Annotated in this window: 15 protein-coding genes; 4 read left to right on the plus strand and 11 right to left on the minus strand. The window is 38.5% G+C overall.

The window, feature by feature from the left end:
* Positions 1-17: 17 nt before the first annotated feature.
* Positions 18-3,083: a TAT-variant-translocated molybdopterin oxidoreductase gene (locus EI546_RS09745; protein ID WP_128250361.1), complete on the minus strand. Its 3,066-nt coding sequence runs from the start codon at positions 3,081-3,083 to the stop codon at positions 18-20.
* 153 nt (positions 3,084-3,236) lie between these two features.
* Positions 3,237-4,595 (minus strand): c-type cytochrome, encoded by a 1,359-nt coding sequence (locus EI546_RS09750; RefSeq protein ID WP_128250362.1) that lies wholly within the window; start codon positions 4,593-4,595, stop codon positions 3,237-3,239.
* Positions 4,596-4,820: 225 nt separating this feature from the next.
* On the opposite strand from EI546_RS09750, the gene EI546_RS09755 reads away from it, so the two are divergent.
* Entirely contained in the window at positions 4,821-5,216 is a 396-nt protein-coding gene (locus tag EI546_RS09755; RefSeq protein ID WP_128250363.1) for an SPOR domain-containing protein, read from the plus strand.
* A gap of 28 nt (positions 5,217-5,244) precedes the next feature.
* On the opposite strand, the gene EI546_RS09760 is transcribed toward EI546_RS09755, so the two are convergent.
* The 5 genes from EI546_RS09760 to EI546_RS09780 form a co-directional block, all read right to left on the minus strand.
* Positions 5,245-5,889, minus strand: coding sequence for a sigma-70 family RNA polymerase sigma factor (locus tag EI546_RS09760; RefSeq protein WP_128250364.1), 645 nt, complete (start codon positions 5,887-5,889; stop codon positions 5,245-5,247).
* 208 nt (positions 5,890-6,097) lie between these two features.
* The gene (locus EI546_RS09765; RefSeq protein WP_128250365.1) at positions 6,098-6,526 is read right to left on the minus strand and encodes a plastocyanin/azurin family copper-binding protein; all 429 of its coding nucleotides are present in this window, start codon (positions 6,524-6,526) and stop codon (positions 6,098-6,100) included.
* A complete protein-coding gene (locus tag EI546_RS16340) occupies positions 6,523-7,524 on the minus strand; it encodes a DUF4142 domain-containing protein (protein ID WP_205649730.1) in 1,002 nt (333 codons plus the stop codon). The genes EI546_RS09765 and EI546_RS16340 overlap by 4 nt, the downstream gene beginning before the upstream one ends.
* Before the next feature lie 270 nt (positions 7,525-7,794).
* A complete protein-coding gene (locus EI546_RS09775; protein ID WP_128250366.1) occupies positions 7,795-10,281 on the minus strand; it encodes a DUF5916 domain-containing protein in 2,487 nt (828 codons plus the stop codon).
* 96 nt (positions 10,282-10,377) lie between these two features.
* A complete protein-coding gene (locus EI546_RS09780; RefSeq protein WP_128250367.1) occupies positions 10,378-10,812 on the minus strand; it encodes a hypothetical protein in 435 nt (144 codons plus the stop codon).
* A gap of 135 nt (positions 10,813-10,947) precedes the next feature.
* Between EI546_RS09780 and EI546_RS09785 the strand changes: the two genes are divergently transcribed.
* Both EI546_RS09785 and EI546_RS09790 read left to right on the plus strand, forming a co-directional pair.
* The gene (locus EI546_RS09785) at positions 10,948-12,315 is read left to right on the plus strand and encodes a sensor histidine kinase (RefSeq protein ID WP_164905213.1); all 1,368 of its coding nucleotides are present in this window, start codon (positions 10,948-10,950) and stop codon (positions 12,313-12,315) included.
* Complete coding sequence (locus EI546_RS09790) at positions 12,312-12,992, plus strand: response regulator transcription factor (protein WP_128250369.1); 681 nt, start codon at positions 12,312-12,314, stop codon at positions 12,990-12,992. Before EI546_RS09785 ends, EI546_RS09790 begins: the two co-directional genes overlap by 4 nt.
* A 97-nt stretch (positions 12,993-13,089) precedes the next feature.
* Here the strand turns inward: EI546_RS09790 and infB are convergent, their stop codons facing one another.
* The 3 genes from infB to rimP are packed head-to-tail and all read right to left on the minus strand — an operon-like array spanning position 13,090 to position 17,679.
* Positions 13,090-15,912 carry a translation initiation factor IF-2 gene (infB, locus tag EI546_RS09795; RefSeq protein WP_128250370.1) on the minus strand — a complete coding sequence of 941 codons (2,823 nt, stop codon included), beginning with the start codon at positions 15,910-15,912 and terminating at the stop codon, positions 13,090-13,092.
* A gap of 59 nt (positions 15,913-15,971) precedes the next feature.
* Complete coding sequence (nusA, locus tag EI546_RS09800) at positions 15,972-17,204, minus strand: transcription termination factor NusA (protein ID WP_128250371.1); 1,233 nt, start codon at positions 17,202-17,204, stop codon at positions 15,972-15,974.
* Between the two features lie 10 nt (positions 17,205-17,214).
* Positions 17,215-17,679, minus strand: coding sequence for a ribosome assembly cofactor RimP (gene rimP, locus EI546_RS09805; protein ID WP_164905214.1), 465 nt, complete (start codon positions 17,677-17,679; stop codon positions 17,215-17,217).
* A gap of 159 nt (positions 17,680-17,838) precedes the next feature.
* On the opposite strand from rimP, the gene EI546_RS09810 reads away from it, so the two are divergent.
* Complete coding sequence (locus EI546_RS09810; protein WP_128250373.1) at positions 17,839-18,660, plus strand: universal stress protein; 822 nt, start codon at positions 17,839-17,841, stop codon at positions 18,658-18,660.
* Between the two features lie 255 nt (positions 18,661-18,915).
* Here EI546_RS09810 and EI546_RS09815 read toward each other — a convergent pair whose 3' ends face one another.
* Positions 18,916-19,299: a TraR/DksA family transcriptional regulator gene (locus EI546_RS09815; protein WP_128250374.1), complete on the minus strand. Its 384-nt coding sequence runs from the start codon at positions 19,297-19,299 to the stop codon at positions 18,916-18,918.
* Positions 19,300-19,302 lie beyond the last annotated feature (3 nt).

The raw sequence follows: 19,302 nt of genomic DNA on the forward strand, positions 1-19,302 counted from the left end.
GGTTCTTGATTAATGTTTTATTCTTCTGCTGTATTTCTCACCATCATCTGGTACATAACATTCGGCTTTGTGCCCAAATCTTCCAAGACGTGGTACATACGGTCCCCATCTTTCAATTTGCGAATTTCAGAATCGGCATCATTGACGTCTCCAAAGACAATAGCTCCAGTATCACAAGCAATGGAACAGGCTGTTTGGAATTCGCCATCTTTTACCGGTCTTCCTTCACGCTTGGCTTCCAAAATAGTTAATTGAGTCATTTGGATGCACAATGAACATTTTTCCATAACTCCTCTGGAACGCACAACCACATCTGGGTTGAGAACCATTCGTCCAAGGTCATTGTTCATGTTATAGTCAAACTCGTCATTTTCATTATATAAAAACCAGTTGAATCTTCGCACTTTGTATGGACAGTTGTTGGCACAATAACGAGTTCCAACGCATCTGTTATAAGCCATATGGTTTTGACCCTGACGACCGTGAGAAGTTGCGGCAACTGGACAAACAGTTTCGCAAGGAGCGTGGTTACAATGCTGACAAAGCATAGGTTGAAAAGCAACCTGCGGATTTTCGTAAGACGGATTCTCAATAATAGAATACGTATCAAAAGCAGGAAGATTTTCTAAAGTCTCTATTTCTTCCTGGAAAGTATCACCAGCAGAATAATAGCGGTCAATTCGCAACCAGTGCATATCGCGGAACTTTCTTACCTCATCCTTTCCTACTACAGGAATGTTGTTTTCGGCGTGGCAAGCAATAACACATGCCCCACAACCGGTACAGGTATTCAAATCGATAGACATATTGAAATGATGCCCGATGGATTCATCAAAAGGACTCCATATATCTGCCTTACGGTCTCTTACTGTTACGTGTTGATGATCGTATTCTACTGTTGGAATAGGATTGAAAAAATCCTTATCCTTAGTATTGAAAATCTCAATTGTAGTTTCTTTAATAATATCCTCACTACGGCCAGCCATAGTATTTTGCAACTGCACGCAAGCAAATTCGTGCATACCCCCTACTTTTTCAAGGGTGACGTTTTGGACAGAAGAAAAATTCTGGTATAATGGATAGGCATTTAAACCAGTTCGCATTTCGGCTTGAATAGAAGCAGTTTTTCCGTAACCCAAGGCCATACCAACCGAACCTCTTGCTTGTCCTGGCTGTATAATAACGGGAACGTTCTCTATTACCACGTTACCCAACTTTATATTCACATAGCTACCATCCAAAGCACCATTGGAAACGTGTTTGTTCACAAGTCCTAAGTCTTTGGCATCTGCAGCCGAAACTGTCACATAGTTATCCCAAGAAGCTCTGGTGATAGGATCCGGGAATTCCTGCAACCAAGGGTTATTCGCCTGACGACCATCACCCATACCGGTTTTGGTATATAGGGTAAGCTCAAGACCAGAGGTATCCTGAGTATTAAATAACGCTCCATCAGAAGAACTACTTTCCATAACGCCTGCTCCTTCTGTAGAAGTTGCCTTCCCATAAGCAAAGATTTCAGAATCGCTAACGGTGCAACCATCGTGAAGCGCCTGGCTCCAAGTTTTATCAGTTAAAATGGAACTTGTCCAATTTTCTTTTATATAATCGTAATAACTCTTATTGGATCCTGTCCATTTCAATAAAGAGTCCTGAAACTGTCTAGTATTGAACAAAGGACGGATAGTAGGCTGGGTAAGGCTATAACTTCCCTTTTTCATTTCTATGTCATCCCAAGATTCAAGGTAATGGGGAGTAGCAGCAACCATTTTAGCCAAAGCAGCGGTTGCCTCTTTCTTCATTCCAAAAGCAAGGGTCATTTCAAGATTTTTATATGCCTCAGCAAATTCTTTCCCGTTTGGCAATGAATAAACTGGATCCACATCAACGGTAATTAAACCTTTGATACTTCCAGACATTACACCGTTTACAACGGCCAGAACTTCAGAATTACTTCCTTGTCTTATTAGTCGCGGTTTTGACGAATCCATCGCCTCGCTATTGGCGTTAAAATCCAAAGCGATTTTCTGTGCTTCAACAAAGGGAAGCCCTGTAATTATCAACGCTCGGTTTCCAGCCTTGTGAAGTTGCGCTTTAGCTTTGTTAACTGCATCAGCAATATTTTCCGGAAGACCAGAAGTACTTCCACCCGTTAAAGCCTTAAGTACTTGCAGCTGCTGTGAAGGGGTAGCTGGAATTCTTTTATCTGCTTTTCCACCAGTTAATGTAAGGTTTGCTTCAAATTGAATATGTCTGGATATCTTTCCATTTTTAGGCAGACGGCTCTGGGCATAACTTTTACTGTGCCCACCGCCTTGCCAATCTCCCAAGAAATCTGCACCAACTGAAACAACAACATCTGCCTTTGAGAAGTCGTAATCCGGAAGGGCTCTAAAACCGTATTTATTTTGGAATGCATCAAGCACCTCAGAACTTGATACGGTATCGTACACCACGTGGCGGACGTTTGGATATTTGGCTATAAATTCAGAAATCAATTTTGATGTAGAAGGACTGGCAAAAGTACGGGTAAGCAGAACGATGTCCTTACCGGTCATTTCATTCATCTTCTGGGCCATCGCGGTATCAAATTCAGGCCAAGAAACGTCGGCGCCGTCTATTTGTGGGCCAGCAAGTCGATTTTTATCATATAAAGAAAGAACAGATGCCTGAACCCTGGCATTCACGCTACCACTGTTTTTGGCCAAATCGTTAGGCTGAACTTTGATAGGCCGTCCTTCTCTTGTTTTTACAAGAACATTGGCAAAATCAAACCCATCGGCCATGGTCGATGCGTAATAATTTGCTACTCCCGGAACTATTTCATCGGGCAATAAAACATAGGGAATCGATTTGATTACAGGACCATCACAAGCTGCCAATGTTGCGGCAGCAGTGGAAAAGCCCACATATTTCAAGAAATCACGACGGGTGGTAGAGGAAGCCTCTAGCGCCTCCTTATTGCCAAGAAATTCGTCAGTCGGGATTTCAGTTACAAACTCTTTTTGCTCGAGCCCCTGAACAATTTTGCTATCTGGGTTAAGCTCTTCAAAACTCTTCCAGTATTTCTTGTTTGATGCCATATTATTTGTTTACGATTTTTGATGCACAATCTTTGACGGCGACGATTCTTGATTTTCTCGTATTAACCAATATTCTAATCACCTTTTCGTAAATCGTATATCGTAATTTTAAATTTTATTTATAATCCAACTTCTAAAAACTTAGGAATCTTCCTAATAGTGGCACTTGCCACATTCCAAACCACCTAATTCTGCAATGGTTAATTTTTCCACTCCATATTTTTTGGAGAGTTCTTCGTGAATTTTTGCATAGTACTCATTCGATTCCAAATTGACATTGGTTTCTCGGTGACAGTTAATACACCATCCCATTGTAAGTGGCGCAAACTGCTCTACCACCTCCATATTCTCAATCTCACCGTGACAAGTTTGACAGGCAATACCTGCTACAGTAACGTGCTGCGAGTGATTGAAATAAACGAAGTCTGGAAGGTTATGAATTCGAACCCATTTTACCGGTTCTGTTTTACCAGTATATTCTTGGTTATCCACATCCCAGCCAACAGCTTTGTACAGCTTGGCTATTTCACCATCGTAAAATTCCTTGGAATATTCAGGAGTGGCCGTTTCCTCGGCAACCTCAGAAATGTTTTTATGACAATTCATACAAACATTCAAAGATGGAATTCCTGAAGTTTGACTCTTTCTAGCAGAACTATGGCAGAAGTTACAATCTATACCATTGTCGCCTGCGTGAATTTTATGGGAATAATGAATAGGTTGAACAGGCTGATAACCTTGATCTACGCCTACTTGCATCAAATATCCAAATGCAAAATAAGTGGCTGCAAGAATAAAAAACACTGAAACCACTAAAACCAAAAACTGATTGTGGATAAATGCTTTCCATATAGGAGTATGCTTTTCCCTTTCTTCTGGTGTAACATCAATTCCTTTGGCTACGGCGATTCTCTTTAAGGTTCCATAAACCAAGAATAGCATAATCACTAAGAGCACAAAAATAAGCACCAACGCTCCCAGGACTAGACCATTGGATACTCCGCCGCCGCTGGATGCAGCTGGTTGTGTGGCCGCAGTATCGGGAGTTACCTCCCCGGCAGGAGCTGATTTTGGTTGATCCAAATAAGCTAAAATATTATCAATGTCTCCTTCAGAAAGCGCTGGAAACGGAGGCATGGGCATTTTATTATATTCCTCAAAAATCTTTACCGCCGACGCATCGCCAGCACTAATAAGTGACTGACTATTGGTGATCCACTTATGCAACCAGTCGCGGCTCTCTTTATCAGAAATACCTCTTAGTGGTGGTCCAACTGCCTTCTTGTCCAATTTGTGACAAGCAGCACAATTGGCTTTAAACAAAGATTCCCCAGCAGCAACGTCGCCACTAGCATCCCCTGGTACTTTTGCCGGAGGCGCAGCATCCTCTGCAGGAGTAGCTGTTACGGCAGGCTCATCTTGGGAATATATGGTAGTTGAAAAAGTTAGCAGGAACACTAACAGGAGAAGCGGCAATTGTGAGCGTAGATATAAAAAATTTACCTTTTTCATACTATGGGTTAAAATTATGGTCGATTTACTGGCACAGAATTGGATAACGAACAGAACTTGGTTAAATACCCATCTTGTGGCACAATTTGAGGGACAAAAATACATTATAAAGTCGATTTCAAAAATGCAAACAAAGTGTTAACCCATAATTTATATCTGTTCTAAATAATAAATTTGGGCGTTCCAGAGTTATTAAGTTTTACATTTGCAAAAAGAATTTTTCTTATGAAATCGCAAATCTATTCCAAACTAATTATAACCAGCATTTTATTGGTTTTTGCCTGCAGCTTGGGAATGGCCCAGAGCGCAACACTTACCATTCATCAGGACCCTAAAATCACAGAATTGCTGAGTTTGAAGAAAGATCTTGAAAAGGAAAACAAACTCACCGATGGCTATACCATCCAGCTTTATTACGGTGAAATGGACAAAGCCAGCCAGATCTTAATAAAATACAGAGGAAGTTATGGACAGTGGCCGGCTTCAATTGAATATGAAACTCCCAATTATAAAGTCTGGGCAGGAAATTTCTCCACCCGTATAGAAGCAGAACGAGCGCTATTGGATATACAAAAAAACTTTTCATCAGCCTTTATCTTAAAACCAGACCGTAGAAAATAAGATTAGAGTTGCGAATAATCTTTGGAAATTAGGAAGAAATATCTTTGGTCCGCAAGGTCTTCATCCCTTTGGCTACTAATTTATCACAATAAATTAAATCGAACTCGAAAATTTCCTCGGGAGAATAGGTTTTCTTTATCTCCTCCTTTAACATGGACTTTGATCGGCTAAGTCTGGTTTTTACATTCCCTTCCGTAATCTTTAAAGCCTGGGAGGTTTCGCGAACACTCATTCCATTTAGTTCCCTTAGAGTAAAAACCAATCTATAGCTTTCGGGAATTCTGTGAATGGCAGCTTCTAAAATCTCCTTAAGCTCATCATTTTGAACCCTGTCCTTTGTTTCCTCACTTTGGTTTTCAAGAAATGATTTGGAATTTTCTGTGATTTCACCGCTTAAGGGAATTCCGTGTTGCTTATATTTCTGTTTTTTATGAAAACAATTGTTGAGCATAATCCGAACAATCCAAGTTTTGAAAGAGGCACGATTTTCAAAATTTTTCAGATTTATAAAAACATCGATATAGGTTTCCTGCATTAAATCCTCTACGTCATTATGGTTGAAGCCATAGGATTTTCCCACTTTGTACAAATATCCATTGTACCGCCGCATTATTTTTTCATAGCTTTCGATATTTCCAGAAAGGACCAGTGAAATTATTTCAATATCTTTCATGTAAATTGTGATGGTCGTAATAAACTTGGATGGAGGGTTACTTGCTTTTTAGAGTAAATATACCGAAAAAAATTAAAAATTTCTCTTAGCCATAATCCACATAAATTAAGTAAAGATTACAAAGACAAAAGAACCGCTAAAACTAAAGTTCCAGCGGCTCTTTCATCAAAAATAAGGAGATCCATCACTACCTCCTCAAAAAACTTACTTAAGGATCCACAAATAATTTCCCTTTCATCGTTATATGGATGCTACAAAAATAGTCGTAGCTCTTATCGACCTTCATTTTCCAGGATTCACCGGGAGCCAAAGGACCAGAAGTCCAATTTTTATTTGGGAATTCACTGGCATCGTGAGGCACTATGTCCTTATTGATCCATACCACAGTAGCACCCTTTTTCAGATGAAGTTCCTTCGGGTGAAATTCCATTCCGATAATTACGATTGTATCCTTACCAATATGCAATTCTCTTTTCACATTTTCTGATGCAACAGTATCCATATGTGTGTTTTGGGCATCTTCGTTTGAAATAGCTGGCGTTTCCGATTTTTTATTGGAATTGCAGCTTACAACTAGAAAAATCAAAATTACATATTTCCCAATTCCACTGGTCATAAATGAAAGGTCTAAAATCATTTCAAATCTGCTTGGGCTTTTTTGGCCATTTCTAAGTGATGTTCAAACAAAGGAACGGCACTTTGCAACAGGTCCCTAAGTTCTTCATTTTGGGTTTGCGGAATCAAAGTGTTTTTAACAATAGAAATCGCTGCCTCATGATAAGAAACTTCATTATCGATATAAGCCTTGTCAAACTCTTTACCCTTTTTGGAATTTAGATCAGCCTTGATTTTTTCCGCACCGTCCAACAAAGATTGTGTAGTTGGATTGTCCTCTGGAGTTACGCCTAATTTTCCGGCAAGATCCACTGCCTTTTTTATAATTGCAGAGTGATCATCTACCATAGTTTGTGCAAATTTTTTCACTTCGGCATTACTACCTTTTTTAAGGGCAATTTTACCGTATTCCACATCAATCTGATTTGCAGTTACGGCAATAGACGCAATCTGGGCATCATTTAGTTCAGGAGCGTTGGCAATACCAGATTGTGCCTGTTTGGCCATTTCCAAATGATGTTCCAACAGCGGAAGCACACTTTGCAATAAATCCTTGAGCTCTTGGTTTTCAGCTTGTGGAATTAATTTGTCCTTCACGGTCGAGATTACCGCCTCGTGGTAAGATACTTCGTTATTTATATATGCTTTGTCAAAAGCCATCCCCGATTTAGAGTTCAAATCCTCTTTCTCTTTCTTCGCACCGTCTAAAAGCGACTGGGTTGTAGCATTGTCTTCTGGGGTAACATTCAATTTTTTAGCCAAATCAGTTGCTTTTCCAATAATGGCCGTATGATCATCGATCATAGTCTGCGCAAATTTTTGGATCTCGGGATTTGAGGATTTATCCAATGCAATTTTTCCATAATCCACATCTATCTGATTTGCCGTTACAGCTATGGACGCTATTTCAGCATCATTCAGTGCATTGGGATCCTTTTTCTTTTCGTTACAGCTCGCTAAGAAAAAAAGGATGCTCGCGGTTAAAACAATTGTTTTAAAAATTCTTTTTTTTGTTTTCATGTTATCTTATGTATTTAGTAATGGTTTATTTTGTAGCTCTTAAAATTTCTTTTTTTGAACGTAAATTCACCTATCATTATATTCGTCGTTCACGCTCTAAAACACATTAGAGTAAAGAAAACACAAAAAGGTTACAAAAAAATTCAGAAAACCTATCACTCCCTTTAGTTACTTATTAAATTGAGGGAATTTTGGCAGACAACCAACTAAAAAATACAAACTTGAAACGTCTCGAATTTAATTGGAGGTTGATTTTGGCAACAGACAATACTAAATACCCGAAGACAAATTCATTTTTTTCTTACGTTTTTTTGAAGGAGACAAATCCTCGATTTTATTTTTTCCCAACCAACTTCCAATTCTATTATAGTCTAGGTAGTAACTGACGCGAAGGGAAAAACTATTAAGCTGTGGTGCGTCGAAGAGATCGTGAAAATTATTTGAAAAACTTATTCCCGATTCAGCTATAGAATTCTCAATAGAATTTTGGTATAAAAGAGTAAGTTGACTCCCAGGAGCGAACCACCACGAAAACCGAAGGTCGATATTCCAATTGTTATAGGTAGTATTGTGGTTGAGGAGATAATCGGAATTGTCTAAAAGCCCACCATTATCCTGTAAGGTGAAAAATTTACTGTATTCTACTTCAGAATAATAATGACGGAAGGCCAAATTTAATGCCATCTTGTTATTGAAAATATATTGGGATTCCAGCGAATTAATTAGGGTATTGCGATCCCGTCTTCCAAATATAATATTCTGGTCCTTTAAATTAACGAATCCCTCTTCACTATCAGAAAATATCCAATCGGTTCCAAAAAATAATTTCCATTTGTCGGATATCCTATATCTGGGACGAATTTCAACCTCAATATAATCTCTCGCTATTTGATTAAACTTATTAAATTCTAAATTCACATCTAAAGCAAATTTTTTCCTGTAATCGGAAGAATACCACACCCAAATATCATAATATGCCGGTGTTGTTACATACCAGTTTTCAACCCGAGGCTCGTAAATATCATTAGCTCCGAATGGAGTCATTTCAAAGCCTCCACCGAAGGAAGTGAATTTTTTTGTTACAAAATTAGAATTGAAATTGAATTTAAAAACATTGTAAAGGTTTGTCTCCAGTCTTCGGGTGTAATTTAAATTGAAATTGAGGTTGAGATTATTTAAAAAACCCTTGGGCTGCAAATATCGATATCCGTAATAACCATAATAATTGATATAATTGGTCTCACTGGAATATCCCAAATCATTAATATTATAATCTTTGGTCCGGAAGTTAATTTCTGCCGAGAATCTATGACTTCCGCTGATTTCCGCAATGCCCGCACTGCCCTCCATCCCAAATTCTGAAGTATTATCCTTCACCCAACTCCCAGCAGTACTTGCAGTATAATTTAAGGTATTTTTCTTATTAATTAAATCCAAATACATTCCCGTGGCATTTGCATCTCTATAATCACCTTCTCGGATAACATTGGTATTTACAAAGGATACTGATGAATTTCCGCCAAAGCGTTGATCCAATACCAGTATATTATAATTTGACAAAGGCTCAACCAGTTCCTTTCTGCGGGTATTTGTTTCTGTATTCAATATATCTGCATATGTACGCTCCGTTATGGCATTAAAAATCCCTATACCTAGATTTTTGTCGGTTCTTCCCGAAATTTTAAAAGCATTTATAAGCTTAACGGTTGCGGGAAATCTTTCAACAACTTCATTTTCTTCTAGATTTACATCTCCAGAAGGATATCCCCCAACTCTGCGGGAATAGAAAAGATCTCCTTTTGTAAAGAGCTCGGTTCCCTCGGTAAAAAATCCCCGATTTTCCTCGTATTGGGTTTCAAAAGCGGAAAGGTTTAAAATCTCATCATCAAATTTGGATTGTCCAAAGTCCGGAACCAAGATCATATCCAAAGTAAAAGCATCGTTAATACCATATTTAAGGTCCAGTCCACCGTTGAAGACTGTTTCCGATTTTCCATCATAATCATTTAGATATGCAGAAACATAGGGCTGAAAAGAAAGTCGGGTTGGTGTTTTTACATTTTCAATACCATAAATTTCACCATCGTAAAATGAAAACTCACCTTTAGTATTATCAACGGGACTCCAGGTATATCTTGTTCTACTGCGTCTAAACTCTCTTTCCATATTCAAGCCCCAAACCTGGATGTTCTTGTTGGGAAACCGCAGTTCGGCATATGGGATAAAGATTTCGGCAACCCATCCATCATCTGTAATCTGTACTGCACTGTACCAGACTCCATTCCAAGAGGCGTCTTCGTTGCCGTTGGTCATTTTGGCGTCGTATTGTACACCTGCAGCAGTCACAATAAACTGGAGACTCTGTTGCCTATCATTATAACCGTTTAACAATATGAAGAAAAAATCGTCATTTTCAATTTGATCTCTTTCCGTGAGTTCTCTTAAAATTTTTTCTGGTTGGGGATCTTTTAGAGTAGCTCCAAAATAAATCCCGAGATCATCATAAACAATTTTTACTTCCGTCTTAAGACTATCAGGAATTGGAACTCCATTTTTTGGTTGACGTTCTACAAAATCTGTTGCAATGGGAGCACTCGCCCAAACCTCATCATTTAATACTCCATCAATCTTTGGAGCAAGGGTAATTTTGGGAATGGTTATTTTCTTCCGAGGAATACTGTCCACCTTTTGACTATATGTAAAAGAGGTAGAAACAAGAAAGAAAACAATAGTGGTTAATTTATAGAACCCGTTCACCTGGAAAGTTTATTAATAGACCTCGTAATCAATAATTTGTTACAATAACTTGGTGAAAATAAACTGTCTTTAAATCACCAAAAAAAATCCCAATACCTAATTCATCCTTGGAGGAGTTGGTGGGGTTGGAGGAGTTGGAGGAGTTGGAGGAGTTGGTGGAGTTGGAGGAGTTGGAGTCTTTCCGCTTCCCAAGGCTTCTGAAACTTTTTCACCCAAATCCTCAAACTTCAACTGAAACGATTTTGTAGTTTCTTCCTTGTTCATTTTCATCTCCACTTTTCCACTACGCATTCTCACACTGTAACCCTTGCCATCCCACAATAACATACGATCGGTTTCATCGGTGGGTTTACCTAGTACATTAACAATGGCCGCTTTGGCAGATTCTGTTTTTTCTTTGTCAAAACGAGCCGAATAGGAATACTGATCGTTTGTACTCTTCACCGAAACAGCTGTTCTGGACGAGGTAGTTTGGGCGGTCCCCAATGAAGTAAAAAGAATTACACTGAAAAAGATAATTAGATTTTTCATAATTGACATGTTTTAAATTTGTTGAAACAAAATTGAATATTATCCTAAACAAATACGGTTAACCGAAGGTTAATGACGGGTTAATGCAAAAGATTGATGTTGCCAAAATATTTAAGATACCTATTTTTAACCCTAATGAAACAAAAGAACCAAATCAGACTTTTATTTATTTCCTGCGGAATTGTATTGATAGGTTTGATATCCATACAATACTATCTTATTAGAAATACATACCAATTAATTTCCGATACGTACCTCAGCGAGATTAAAAAAGAGATTGATCCAATATGGGCCTCCCCGGAGATGGACACAATTGAATCGCGAGTGGTAGATGAAGTAAGAATGCTTAGTTATAAAAAAATAAAGGATGAATTTTCCACAGAAGAATTTCGTGAAGAACTTGAAAAAATCGCCGATACCGGACGGAGATTGAGCCAAGAATATGTGAAATCCCAATTAATAGATTACCCAGATTTAGAAGAAATAAGGATCCGTACTCGAGTGGACCAAATTATTTTTGAAACGAAAAATACTTCAGACACTTTACTGAAATTAACGGATAAGCCTATTACATTTTTAGGCGAGGATTTTAATGGGAAATCAATAATTATAGATAGAGGAATTGTGCATTCCCATATTGAACAGGAAAAAGATTCGCTGCAGGAAGCAATAGATTATAATTATAAATACAACCAACGGACTGAGATTGATATTTCGAATTTTCAAGGTAAAATATGGAAAAAGATGCTTTGGATTTTAATTGGGGCTCTTCTATTAATCCTTAGTGTGATCACACTATTCTTTTGGATGTACCGCACACTTATCAAACAAAAGAAGATTGCCGAAATAAAAACTGATTTTGCCAATAATATAAGCCACGAACTAAAAACCCCAGTATCTTCACTTTCGCTAATAATTAAGTCCCTTCAGATAGAGGAAATAAAGAAGAATCCTGAAAAGTTAAATGAGCTCATCTCCAGTTTGGAACGGCAAACAAATCGCATTCAGAACCTGACCGAAAAAGTTCTGGAAAGCGCTATGGAGTATAAAACCGAATTTAAAGAGCAAGATGTTGTTCCATTCTTAAAAGGTATAGTCTCAAGTTTTAAATCGGATACGCATACTATCGAATGGGAGATTGAACCCGAAAGTCTGATTCTTTCCACTGACTTTCATCTGCTGGAACGAGTGATCGAAAATTTATTAGAAAATGGGAAAAAATACAATCAGAACGGTTCTTACATAAAACTGAAATCCTATCTGTCAGGACCGGAATATGTAATCGAAATTGAAGACAATGGAATCGGGATTACCCCAAAAGAACAACAAAAGATTTTTGAGAAATTCTACCGGGTTTCTGAAGGTGACAGACATAATATTAAAGGAGTGGGACTTGGATTGTATCTAAGCCAAGAAATGATGAAAAGTTTAAACGGCAGTATTTCGGTAAAAAGCAAAATTGGGGAGGGAAGCACATTTATTTTAAGAATACCAATAGTATGATTCGAGTTTTAATAGTTGAAGACGATCTTGACCTGGGAAATTTGCTCAAACAATACCTAGAGGTCAAAAACTTTTCGGTCCACCGTGTTTTTGATGGGGTGGAAGCACGGGAAGAATTGCAAATAAACCCATATGATATTCTTGTTTTAGATATAATGATGCCCCGAGAGGATGGATTTGAATTGGCAGAAAAAATTAAAAAGCTCTATCCCAATCTTCCTTTCTTATTCGTGACTGCCCGTAAAATGAAGGAAGACATTCTAAAAGGATTAAAATTGGGCGCAGATGATTATATCACTAAACCATTTGATGCTGATGAACTGGTCTTAAGAATACAGAATATTCTGAAAAGAAATAACCTTCCGGAAACTTCAGAAATCGAAACTTTTCACATCGGAAATTTCGTTTTTAAACCTAAAAATCTAACTCTGGCCACACAACATTCCTCCAAAACCCTGACGCTTAAAGAAGCTCAATTACTTCATTATTTGGTATTAAATCAGGATCAACTGATCAAAAGGGAAGAAGTTTTGAATCTTCTTTGGAAGGAAGCAGATTTTTTCAGTGGAAGGAGTTTGGATGTTTTTATAAGTCGTCTTCGAAAATACCTATCCGAAGATCCATCCATAGGTATTGAAAGTATAAGAGGAATAGGATTTCGATTTTTTACAGGATAATTAATGAGTAAAATACCCGACATTTAAGGGTTTTCAATAAAAAATGGGCTAGATAGATAACTATTCAGCCCATTTAGAAATTAAAATCTGTTGTGGGTTATTTCAACTTTTTCTTAACAGCTACTTCCTGGAAGGCCTCGATATGGTCATTAATTTCAAGATCGTTATAATTCTTGATTTGGATACCACAATCGTAGCCTTTGGCTACTTCTCTTACGTCGTCTTTAAAACGCTTTAAAGATGTTAGTTCGCCGGTATAAATTACTACCCCTTCTCTAATAAGTCGAATTCCGGAGTTTCTGAATATTTTTCCAGAGGTAACCATACATCCAGCAATAGTTCCCACTTTCGAAATTTTGAAAGTTTCTCTTATTTCTGCAGTTCCGGTGATTTCTTCTTTCATCACTGGAGAAAGCATTCCTTCCATCGCATCCTTCAAATCGTTGATAGCGTCGTAGATAATAGAATAAGTACGGATATCAATTTCTTCCTTGTCCGCTATCTGTCTGGCGTTGCCCATTGGACGTACGTTAAACCCGATAATAATTGCATCGGAAGCGGAAGCTAGAAGGACGTCACTTTCTGTAATTGGCCCAACCGCCTTATGAATGATATTTACTTGAATCTCCTCAGTTGACAAGTTTTGGAATGAATCCGTAAGTGCTTCTACTGATCCATCCACGTCTCCTTTTAGAATGATGTTCAACTCTTTAAATTCACCAAGAGCGATACGTCTTCCAATTTCATCAAGAGTAATATGACGTTGAGTTCTAACAGATTGCTCCCGTTGAAGTTGGGTTCGTTTTGTTGCAATAGTTTTGGCTTCACGTTCATCCAAGAATACATTGAACTTATCACCCGCTTGTGGTGCTCCGTCCAGACCAAGTACCGAAACTGGCGTTGAAGGCCCAGCTTCCTTAATATTCTTTCCACGTTCATCCTGCATTGCACGAACTTTTCCACTGTGCTTTCCGGCAAGAACATAATCTCCTACTCGTAAAGTTCCTCCTTGAACAAGCACCGTAGAGACATATCCTCGACCCTTATCCAAAAATGCCTCTACAACGGTTCCATTTGCCATTCTATTTGGATTCGCTTTTAGCTCTAGTAATTCGGCTTCAAGTAGAACTTTTTCCAATAATTCCTTAACACCTGTACCTGTTTTAGCAGAAATATCCTGGGATTGTATTTTACCTCCCCAATCTTCTACCAGCAAGTTCATTTGTGCCAGACCTTCCTTGATTTTTTCAGGATTGGCGGTAGGTTTATCTATTTTATTAATTGCGAATACAATAGGAATACCCGCTGCTTGGGCGTGGCTTATCGCTTCCTTGGTTTGGGGCATTATAGCATCATCTGCAGCAACCACGATAATTGCAAGGTCGGTAACTTGAGCTCCTCTTGCACGCATCGCCGTAAAGGCTTCGTGGCCAGGAGTATCCAAGAATGCTATCTTTTGGCCATTGTCCAGTTTTACACCGTAGGCTCCGATATGCTGGGTAATACCTCCAGATTCGCCAGCAATCACATTTTCTTTTCGTATATAATCCAGAAGTGAGGTCTTACCGTGATCCACATGACCCATTACCGTAATAATTGGAGCTCTTGGAGTCAATTCTTCTTCGGTATCTGCTACTCTCTCGAAGGATTCTTCCAGATCGGCAGTAACAAATTCCACTTCAAAACCAAACTCTTCGGCAACAATGCTAAGAGTTTCGGCATCCAGACGCTGGTTCATTGTAACCATCATTCCCAAGGACATACACGCTGAGATAATTTTGGTTACAGGTACATCCATCATCGTGGCCATTTCGCTTGCAGTAACAAATTCCGTCACTTTAATAAGCTTGCTTTCGGCTTCCTGCTGCGCTTGTTCCACTTCCGATTTTTGTCGGTGGAAATCACGTTTTTCTCTTCTATATTTAGCGCCTTTACCTCTTGAAGATTTACCCTGGAGTTTCTCCAAAGTTTCGCGCACTTGCTTTTGTACATCTTCCTCGCTAGGTTCCTCTTTTGGAGTACTGCTAGGTTTTTTGCGACCGCGGGTATCACCTGTACGTGGAGCGGCGGTTCCTGTAGCACCAGGTTTTACACCATCCTTACTTATGCGGCGGCGCTTGCCTCTTTTATCTCTTTTGTCGTCTGCTTTTGGATCTTTTTTCTTTTCTGGCTTTTTGAATTGAGTAAGATCAATTTTTTGGCCAGTAAAGCTTGGACCCTCCAATTTTCGATACTGTGTGGTAACCATATCAGGCTCCGTAGAGGTTTCTTTTGGAGTTTCCTTTTCCGCGATAGGAGATTCAGTTGTTGTCTTGGCTTCTTCAACCGATTTTTCCTTTTCCTCAACTTTTTCAGCTTTTGGCTCAGGTTTTTCAGCTTTTGGAGTTTCCACTTTTGCAGTTTCCTTTTTAGATGTTTCCGCTTTTGGTGTTTTTATCTCCGGAGTTTCAGTTTTGGATTCAGGTTGTGCAACTACTTCCTCCTTCTTCGGCTCAACAGGCTTTTCTAAAACCGGCTCGACTTTTTCTACTTTTTCGACAGGAGGCGTAACTACAGGTTTTGATTTTCCACTAAGGTCTATTTTTCCTACTTGCTTAAGCCCTTCAAGTTTTACCTCAGATTTAATTACGCGAGAAGCATCTTTTTGCTTTTGACGCAACTCAATTTCGCGCTCACGTTCCAAACGAAGTTCCTCCTTTTCCTTACGCTTTTCCTCACCTACTTCCTTAGATTCAATTTTCTTACTCTTGTCAGTTTCAAACTCTTCAAAAAGAACTTCATATTCCTCTCCTGATATTCTGGTATTTGGATTGGAGTCCACCTCGAATCCTTTGGAACCCAAATATTCCACGGCACGATCCAGTGAGATATTGAACTCACGTAATACCTGACTTAGTCTTTTCTTTTTCACTTCAGCCATAAATGCTTTTCCTGTTTTGTCTTTTTAAAAAATTTGTATAAAAGTAACCAAAGTTTTAACTACTCTTCAAATTCTTCTTTTAATATATTAATCACATCACGAATGGTTTCTTCTTCCAAATCGGTTCGTTTTACCAAATCGTTGATGTCATGTTCCAACACACTTTTGGCGGTGTCGAGACCAATTTTATGAAATTCTTCAATAACCCATCCTTCAATTTCGTCAGAGAACTCGCTCAATTCCACATCTTCCTCTGCTCCTTCGCGAAGCACATCTATTTCGTAACCTGTTAGTTGTCCTGCCAGGCGAATATTGTGTCCTCCGCGACCGATAGCCTTACTCACCTCTTCGGGGCGCAAAATAACCTCGGCGCGTTTTGTATCCTCATTAATCTTAATAGAGGTAACTTTAGCCGGACTCAATGCCCGTGAAATATATAGGTTAATATTACTTGTGTAATTGATAACATCAATATTCTCATTGCCAAGTTCACGGACGATTCCGTGGATTCGGGAACCTTTCATTCCCACGCATGCTCCTACAGGATCAATACGATCATCATAGGAATCAACCGCAACTTTAGCTTTTTCGCCAGGAATTCGAACAACTTTCTTAACTGTAATCAAACCGTCGAAAACTTCGGGAATTTCCTGTTCAAACAACTTTTCAAGGAAAATTGGATTTGCACGGGACATAATAATGGTAGGCTTGTTTCCTTTTAAGTCCACACTCTCAATAATACCACGAACGTTATCACCTTTTCTGAAAAAATCGGAAGGGATTTGTTTTTCCTTTGGAAGGATTACCTCATTTCCATCATCATCCAGCAAAATTACTGCACGGTGACGGATATGATGTACTTCGGCAGTATAAATTTCGCCTTCAAGGTCTTTAAATTGCTTATAGATTATCGTATTGTCGTGTTCGTGTATTTTTGAAATAAGGTTTTGACGAAGTGCCAAAATAGAACGACGGCCAAGATCAATAAGTTTCACTTCTTCCGAAACGTCCTCACCAATCTCAAAATCGGGTTCAATTTTTTGAGCCGCACTTAGAGAAATCTCCTCATTTGGATCTTCTACCTCTCCATCTGCAACTACCACACGATTTCTCCATATCTCAAGATCGCCCTTGTCTGGGTTGACTATAATATCAAAGTTATCGTCACTTCCATATTTCTTTTTCAGGGCATTTCTGAAAACCTCTTCGAGTATCGCCATGAGCGTTACTCTGTCAATTTGCTTATCATCCTTAAACTCTGAAAAAGAATCGATTAGTGCTAAATTTTCCATATCAATTCAATTAAAATGTTATCATCACTTTTGCTTCCATAATATCTTTATAAGGCAACAAGGCCTCTTTTTGGACGGTTACTTTACCATTGCCAACTGGCTTGGGTTCCCTCTCCGTCCATGTTAAGGTGCAGTTTTCGTCATTGGCGGCAATCAATTCCCCTTCGAGTTTTTCACCGGTTTTGGTTTTAATTTTTAGGCTTCTTCCTATGTTCTTTATGTATTGTCTTGGTAGCGTCAAAGGCTCGGAAACACCGGCCGACATAACTTCAAGGGAAAAATCAAATTCCTCACGATCCAGATTGTGTTCAATTTCGCGACTTACCTCAACACAGTCCTCAACTGTGACACCATTGTCACCGTCCAGGATTACACGTATTTGGTTTTCTGCTGAAATGTTCAAATCGATCAAAAACAGGGATTTGTTTTTTTCCAGTGCGTTCTCTAGGAGTTCTTCTACTTTTTCACGCATCAATTTATTCTATAAAAAGAGGGGACTTTAGTCCCCTCAGATAGTATTCGTATCAAAATCAGTGCAAATATACTACAATTTTTTAAAATTATAAAAATCATTGGGAAACGATTTATTTTTGTAATTTGATAACTCTCTTATGTGCAACCCAAACCAGTCACCATGAAAAGAATATTAGTGCCTACAGATTTTTCAGAACAAGCAGAGAATGCCTTAAAGATTGCCGCTAAAATTGCCAAAACTTATGGCGGCGAGCTTTATATCATTCATTCCATGGAAATGCCATTACACCTTGCAACTTCAAGTGATACCGGCAGTCTTCCCGACTCCCTTTTTTATGTGAAATTAGCCGAAAGACGGTTTAGCGAGTTAAGAGACAAGGAATATTTACAGGGTATTACCGTACACGAAACTATAGGTAGAAATGAAATTTATGAGGATATCGAGGATGCCTGTAAAAAAAATAAAATTAATCTCATTGTAATGGGATCTAATGGAGCTAGTGGCTTTAAGGAAATGTTTGTGGGTAGCAATACAGAGAAGGTAGTGCGAACCTCGGATACTCCGGTGTTGGTAATTAAGAACAACGATCCCGAATTTGACATTAAAGATTTTGTATTTGCTTCTGATTTCTCAAAATCCGGGCGTGCAGCTTTTAAGAAAAGTCAAAAATTTGCCCGAAAAATCGGTGCCAAAACGCATCTATTATTTGTTAATACTCCGGCCAATTTTAAAACTTCTACCCAAGCCTATAAACAGATGAACGATTTTATAAAAGGAATGGACCTTGCTGATCATACCCTTAATATTCATAATGACACCTCGGTAGAAAAAGGTATCCTCAATTTTACCAACCATATTAATGCTCAATTAATTGGAATGGGAACGCATGGCAGAAAGGGAATTTCACACTTCTTTAATGGCAGCATCAGCGAAGATCTGGTAAACCACGCCAAAATGCCGATCATTACATTTAAGATATGAGATTGAAGAATAAAGAAAAGAAAGAAGAAACAAGGGTCTCGATAAAACTTGAAACCAAAAAACCAGAGTCAAGAGCCTAGAAACTAGAAATCTATACAAAACTTGAAATTAGAAACTAAGCTATAAAAAAAACTTGTAAACCAAAATCTTAAGGCTAAAGGCAAAAAAACCTAAAACTAGAAACAAGAGATTAAAACAAAAAGGCTGTTATGAAAATAAAATTTCCCGAACAGCCTCATTTTTTATGCTCCTTGCTTACTTCTGCATGTTTTTTGCTTCGATACTCAAAGTGGCGTGAGGTACTAGCTTTAATCTCTCTTTATTGATAAGCTTTCCTGTTACTCTGCAAATACCATAGGTTTTGTTCTCAATGCGCACCAAAGCATTTTTAAGGTCGCGGATAAATTTTTCCTGACGGATAGCCAATTGGGAATTGGCTTCCTTGCTCATTACCTGGCTTCCTTCGTCAAATGCCTTAAAGGTTGGTGAAGTATCGTCCGTGCCGTTGTTGCTGTCATTTTTATAAGAACTCTCAATCAGCTCCAATTGTTCTGTCGCTTTTTTAATTTTATCCTTTATTATCTCTCTGAATTCTTCTAGCTCAGCATCTGAATATCGGGATTTTTCTGTTTCTGTCATAAT

Origin of the sequence: Aequorivita sp. H23M31 (assembly GCF_004022485.1) — a bacterium.
GTDB lineage: Bacteria > Bacteroidota > Bacteroidia > Flavobacteriales > Flavobacteriaceae > Aequorivita > Aequorivita ciconiae.

Bases quoted from the DNA above. Each gene is read 5' to 3' on its own strand.
- EI546_RS09745 (WP_128250361.1), bottom strand. From the start codon at position 3,083: ATGGCATCAAACAAGAAATACTGGAAGAGTTTTGAAGAGCTTAACCCA.
- EI546_RS09750 (WP_128250362.1), bottom strand. From the start codon at position 4,595: ATGAAAAAGGTAAATTTTTTATATCTACGCTCACAATTGCCGCTTCTC.
- EI546_RS09755 (WP_128250363.1), top strand. From the start codon at position 4,821: ATGAAATCGCAAATCTATTCCAAACTAATTATAACCAGCATTTTATTG.
- EI546_RS09760 (WP_128250364.1), bottom strand. From the start codon at position 5,889: ATGAAAGATATTGAAATAATTTCACTGGTCCTTTCTGGAAATATCGAA.
- EI546_RS09765 (WP_128250365.1), bottom strand. From the start codon at position 6,526: ATGATTTTAGACCTTTCATTTATGACCAGTGGAATTGGGAAATATGTA.
- EI546_RS16340 (WP_205649730.1), bottom strand. From the start codon at position 7,524: ATGAAAACAAAAAAAAGAATTTTTAAAACAATTGTTTTAACCGCGAGC.
- EI546_RS09780 (WP_128250367.1), bottom strand. From the start codon at position 10,812: ATGAAAAATCTAATTATCTTTTTCAGTGTAATTCTTTTTACTTCATTG.
- EI546_RS09785 (WP_164905213.1), top strand. From the start codon at position 10,948: ATGAAACAAAAGAACCAAATCAGACTTTTATTTATTTCCTGCGGAATT.
- EI546_RS09790 (WP_128250369.1), top strand. From the start codon at position 12,312: ATGATTCGAGTTTTAATAGTTGAAGACGATCTTGACCTGGGAAATTTG.
- infB (WP_128250370.1), bottom strand. From the start codon at position 15,912: ATGGCTGAAGTGAAAAAGAAAAGACTAAGTCAGGTATTACGTGAGTTC.
- nusA (WP_128250371.1), bottom strand. From the start codon at position 17,204: ATGGAAAATTTAGCACTAATCGATTCTTTTTCAGAGTTTAAGGATGAT.
- EI546_RS09810 (WP_128250373.1), top strand. From the start codon at position 17,839: ATGAAAAGAATATTAGTGCCTACAGATTTTTCAGAACAAGCAGAGAAT.
- EI546_RS09815 (WP_128250374.1), bottom strand. From the start codon at position 19,299: ATGACAGAAACAGAAAAATCCCGATATTCAGATGCTGAGCTAGAAGAA.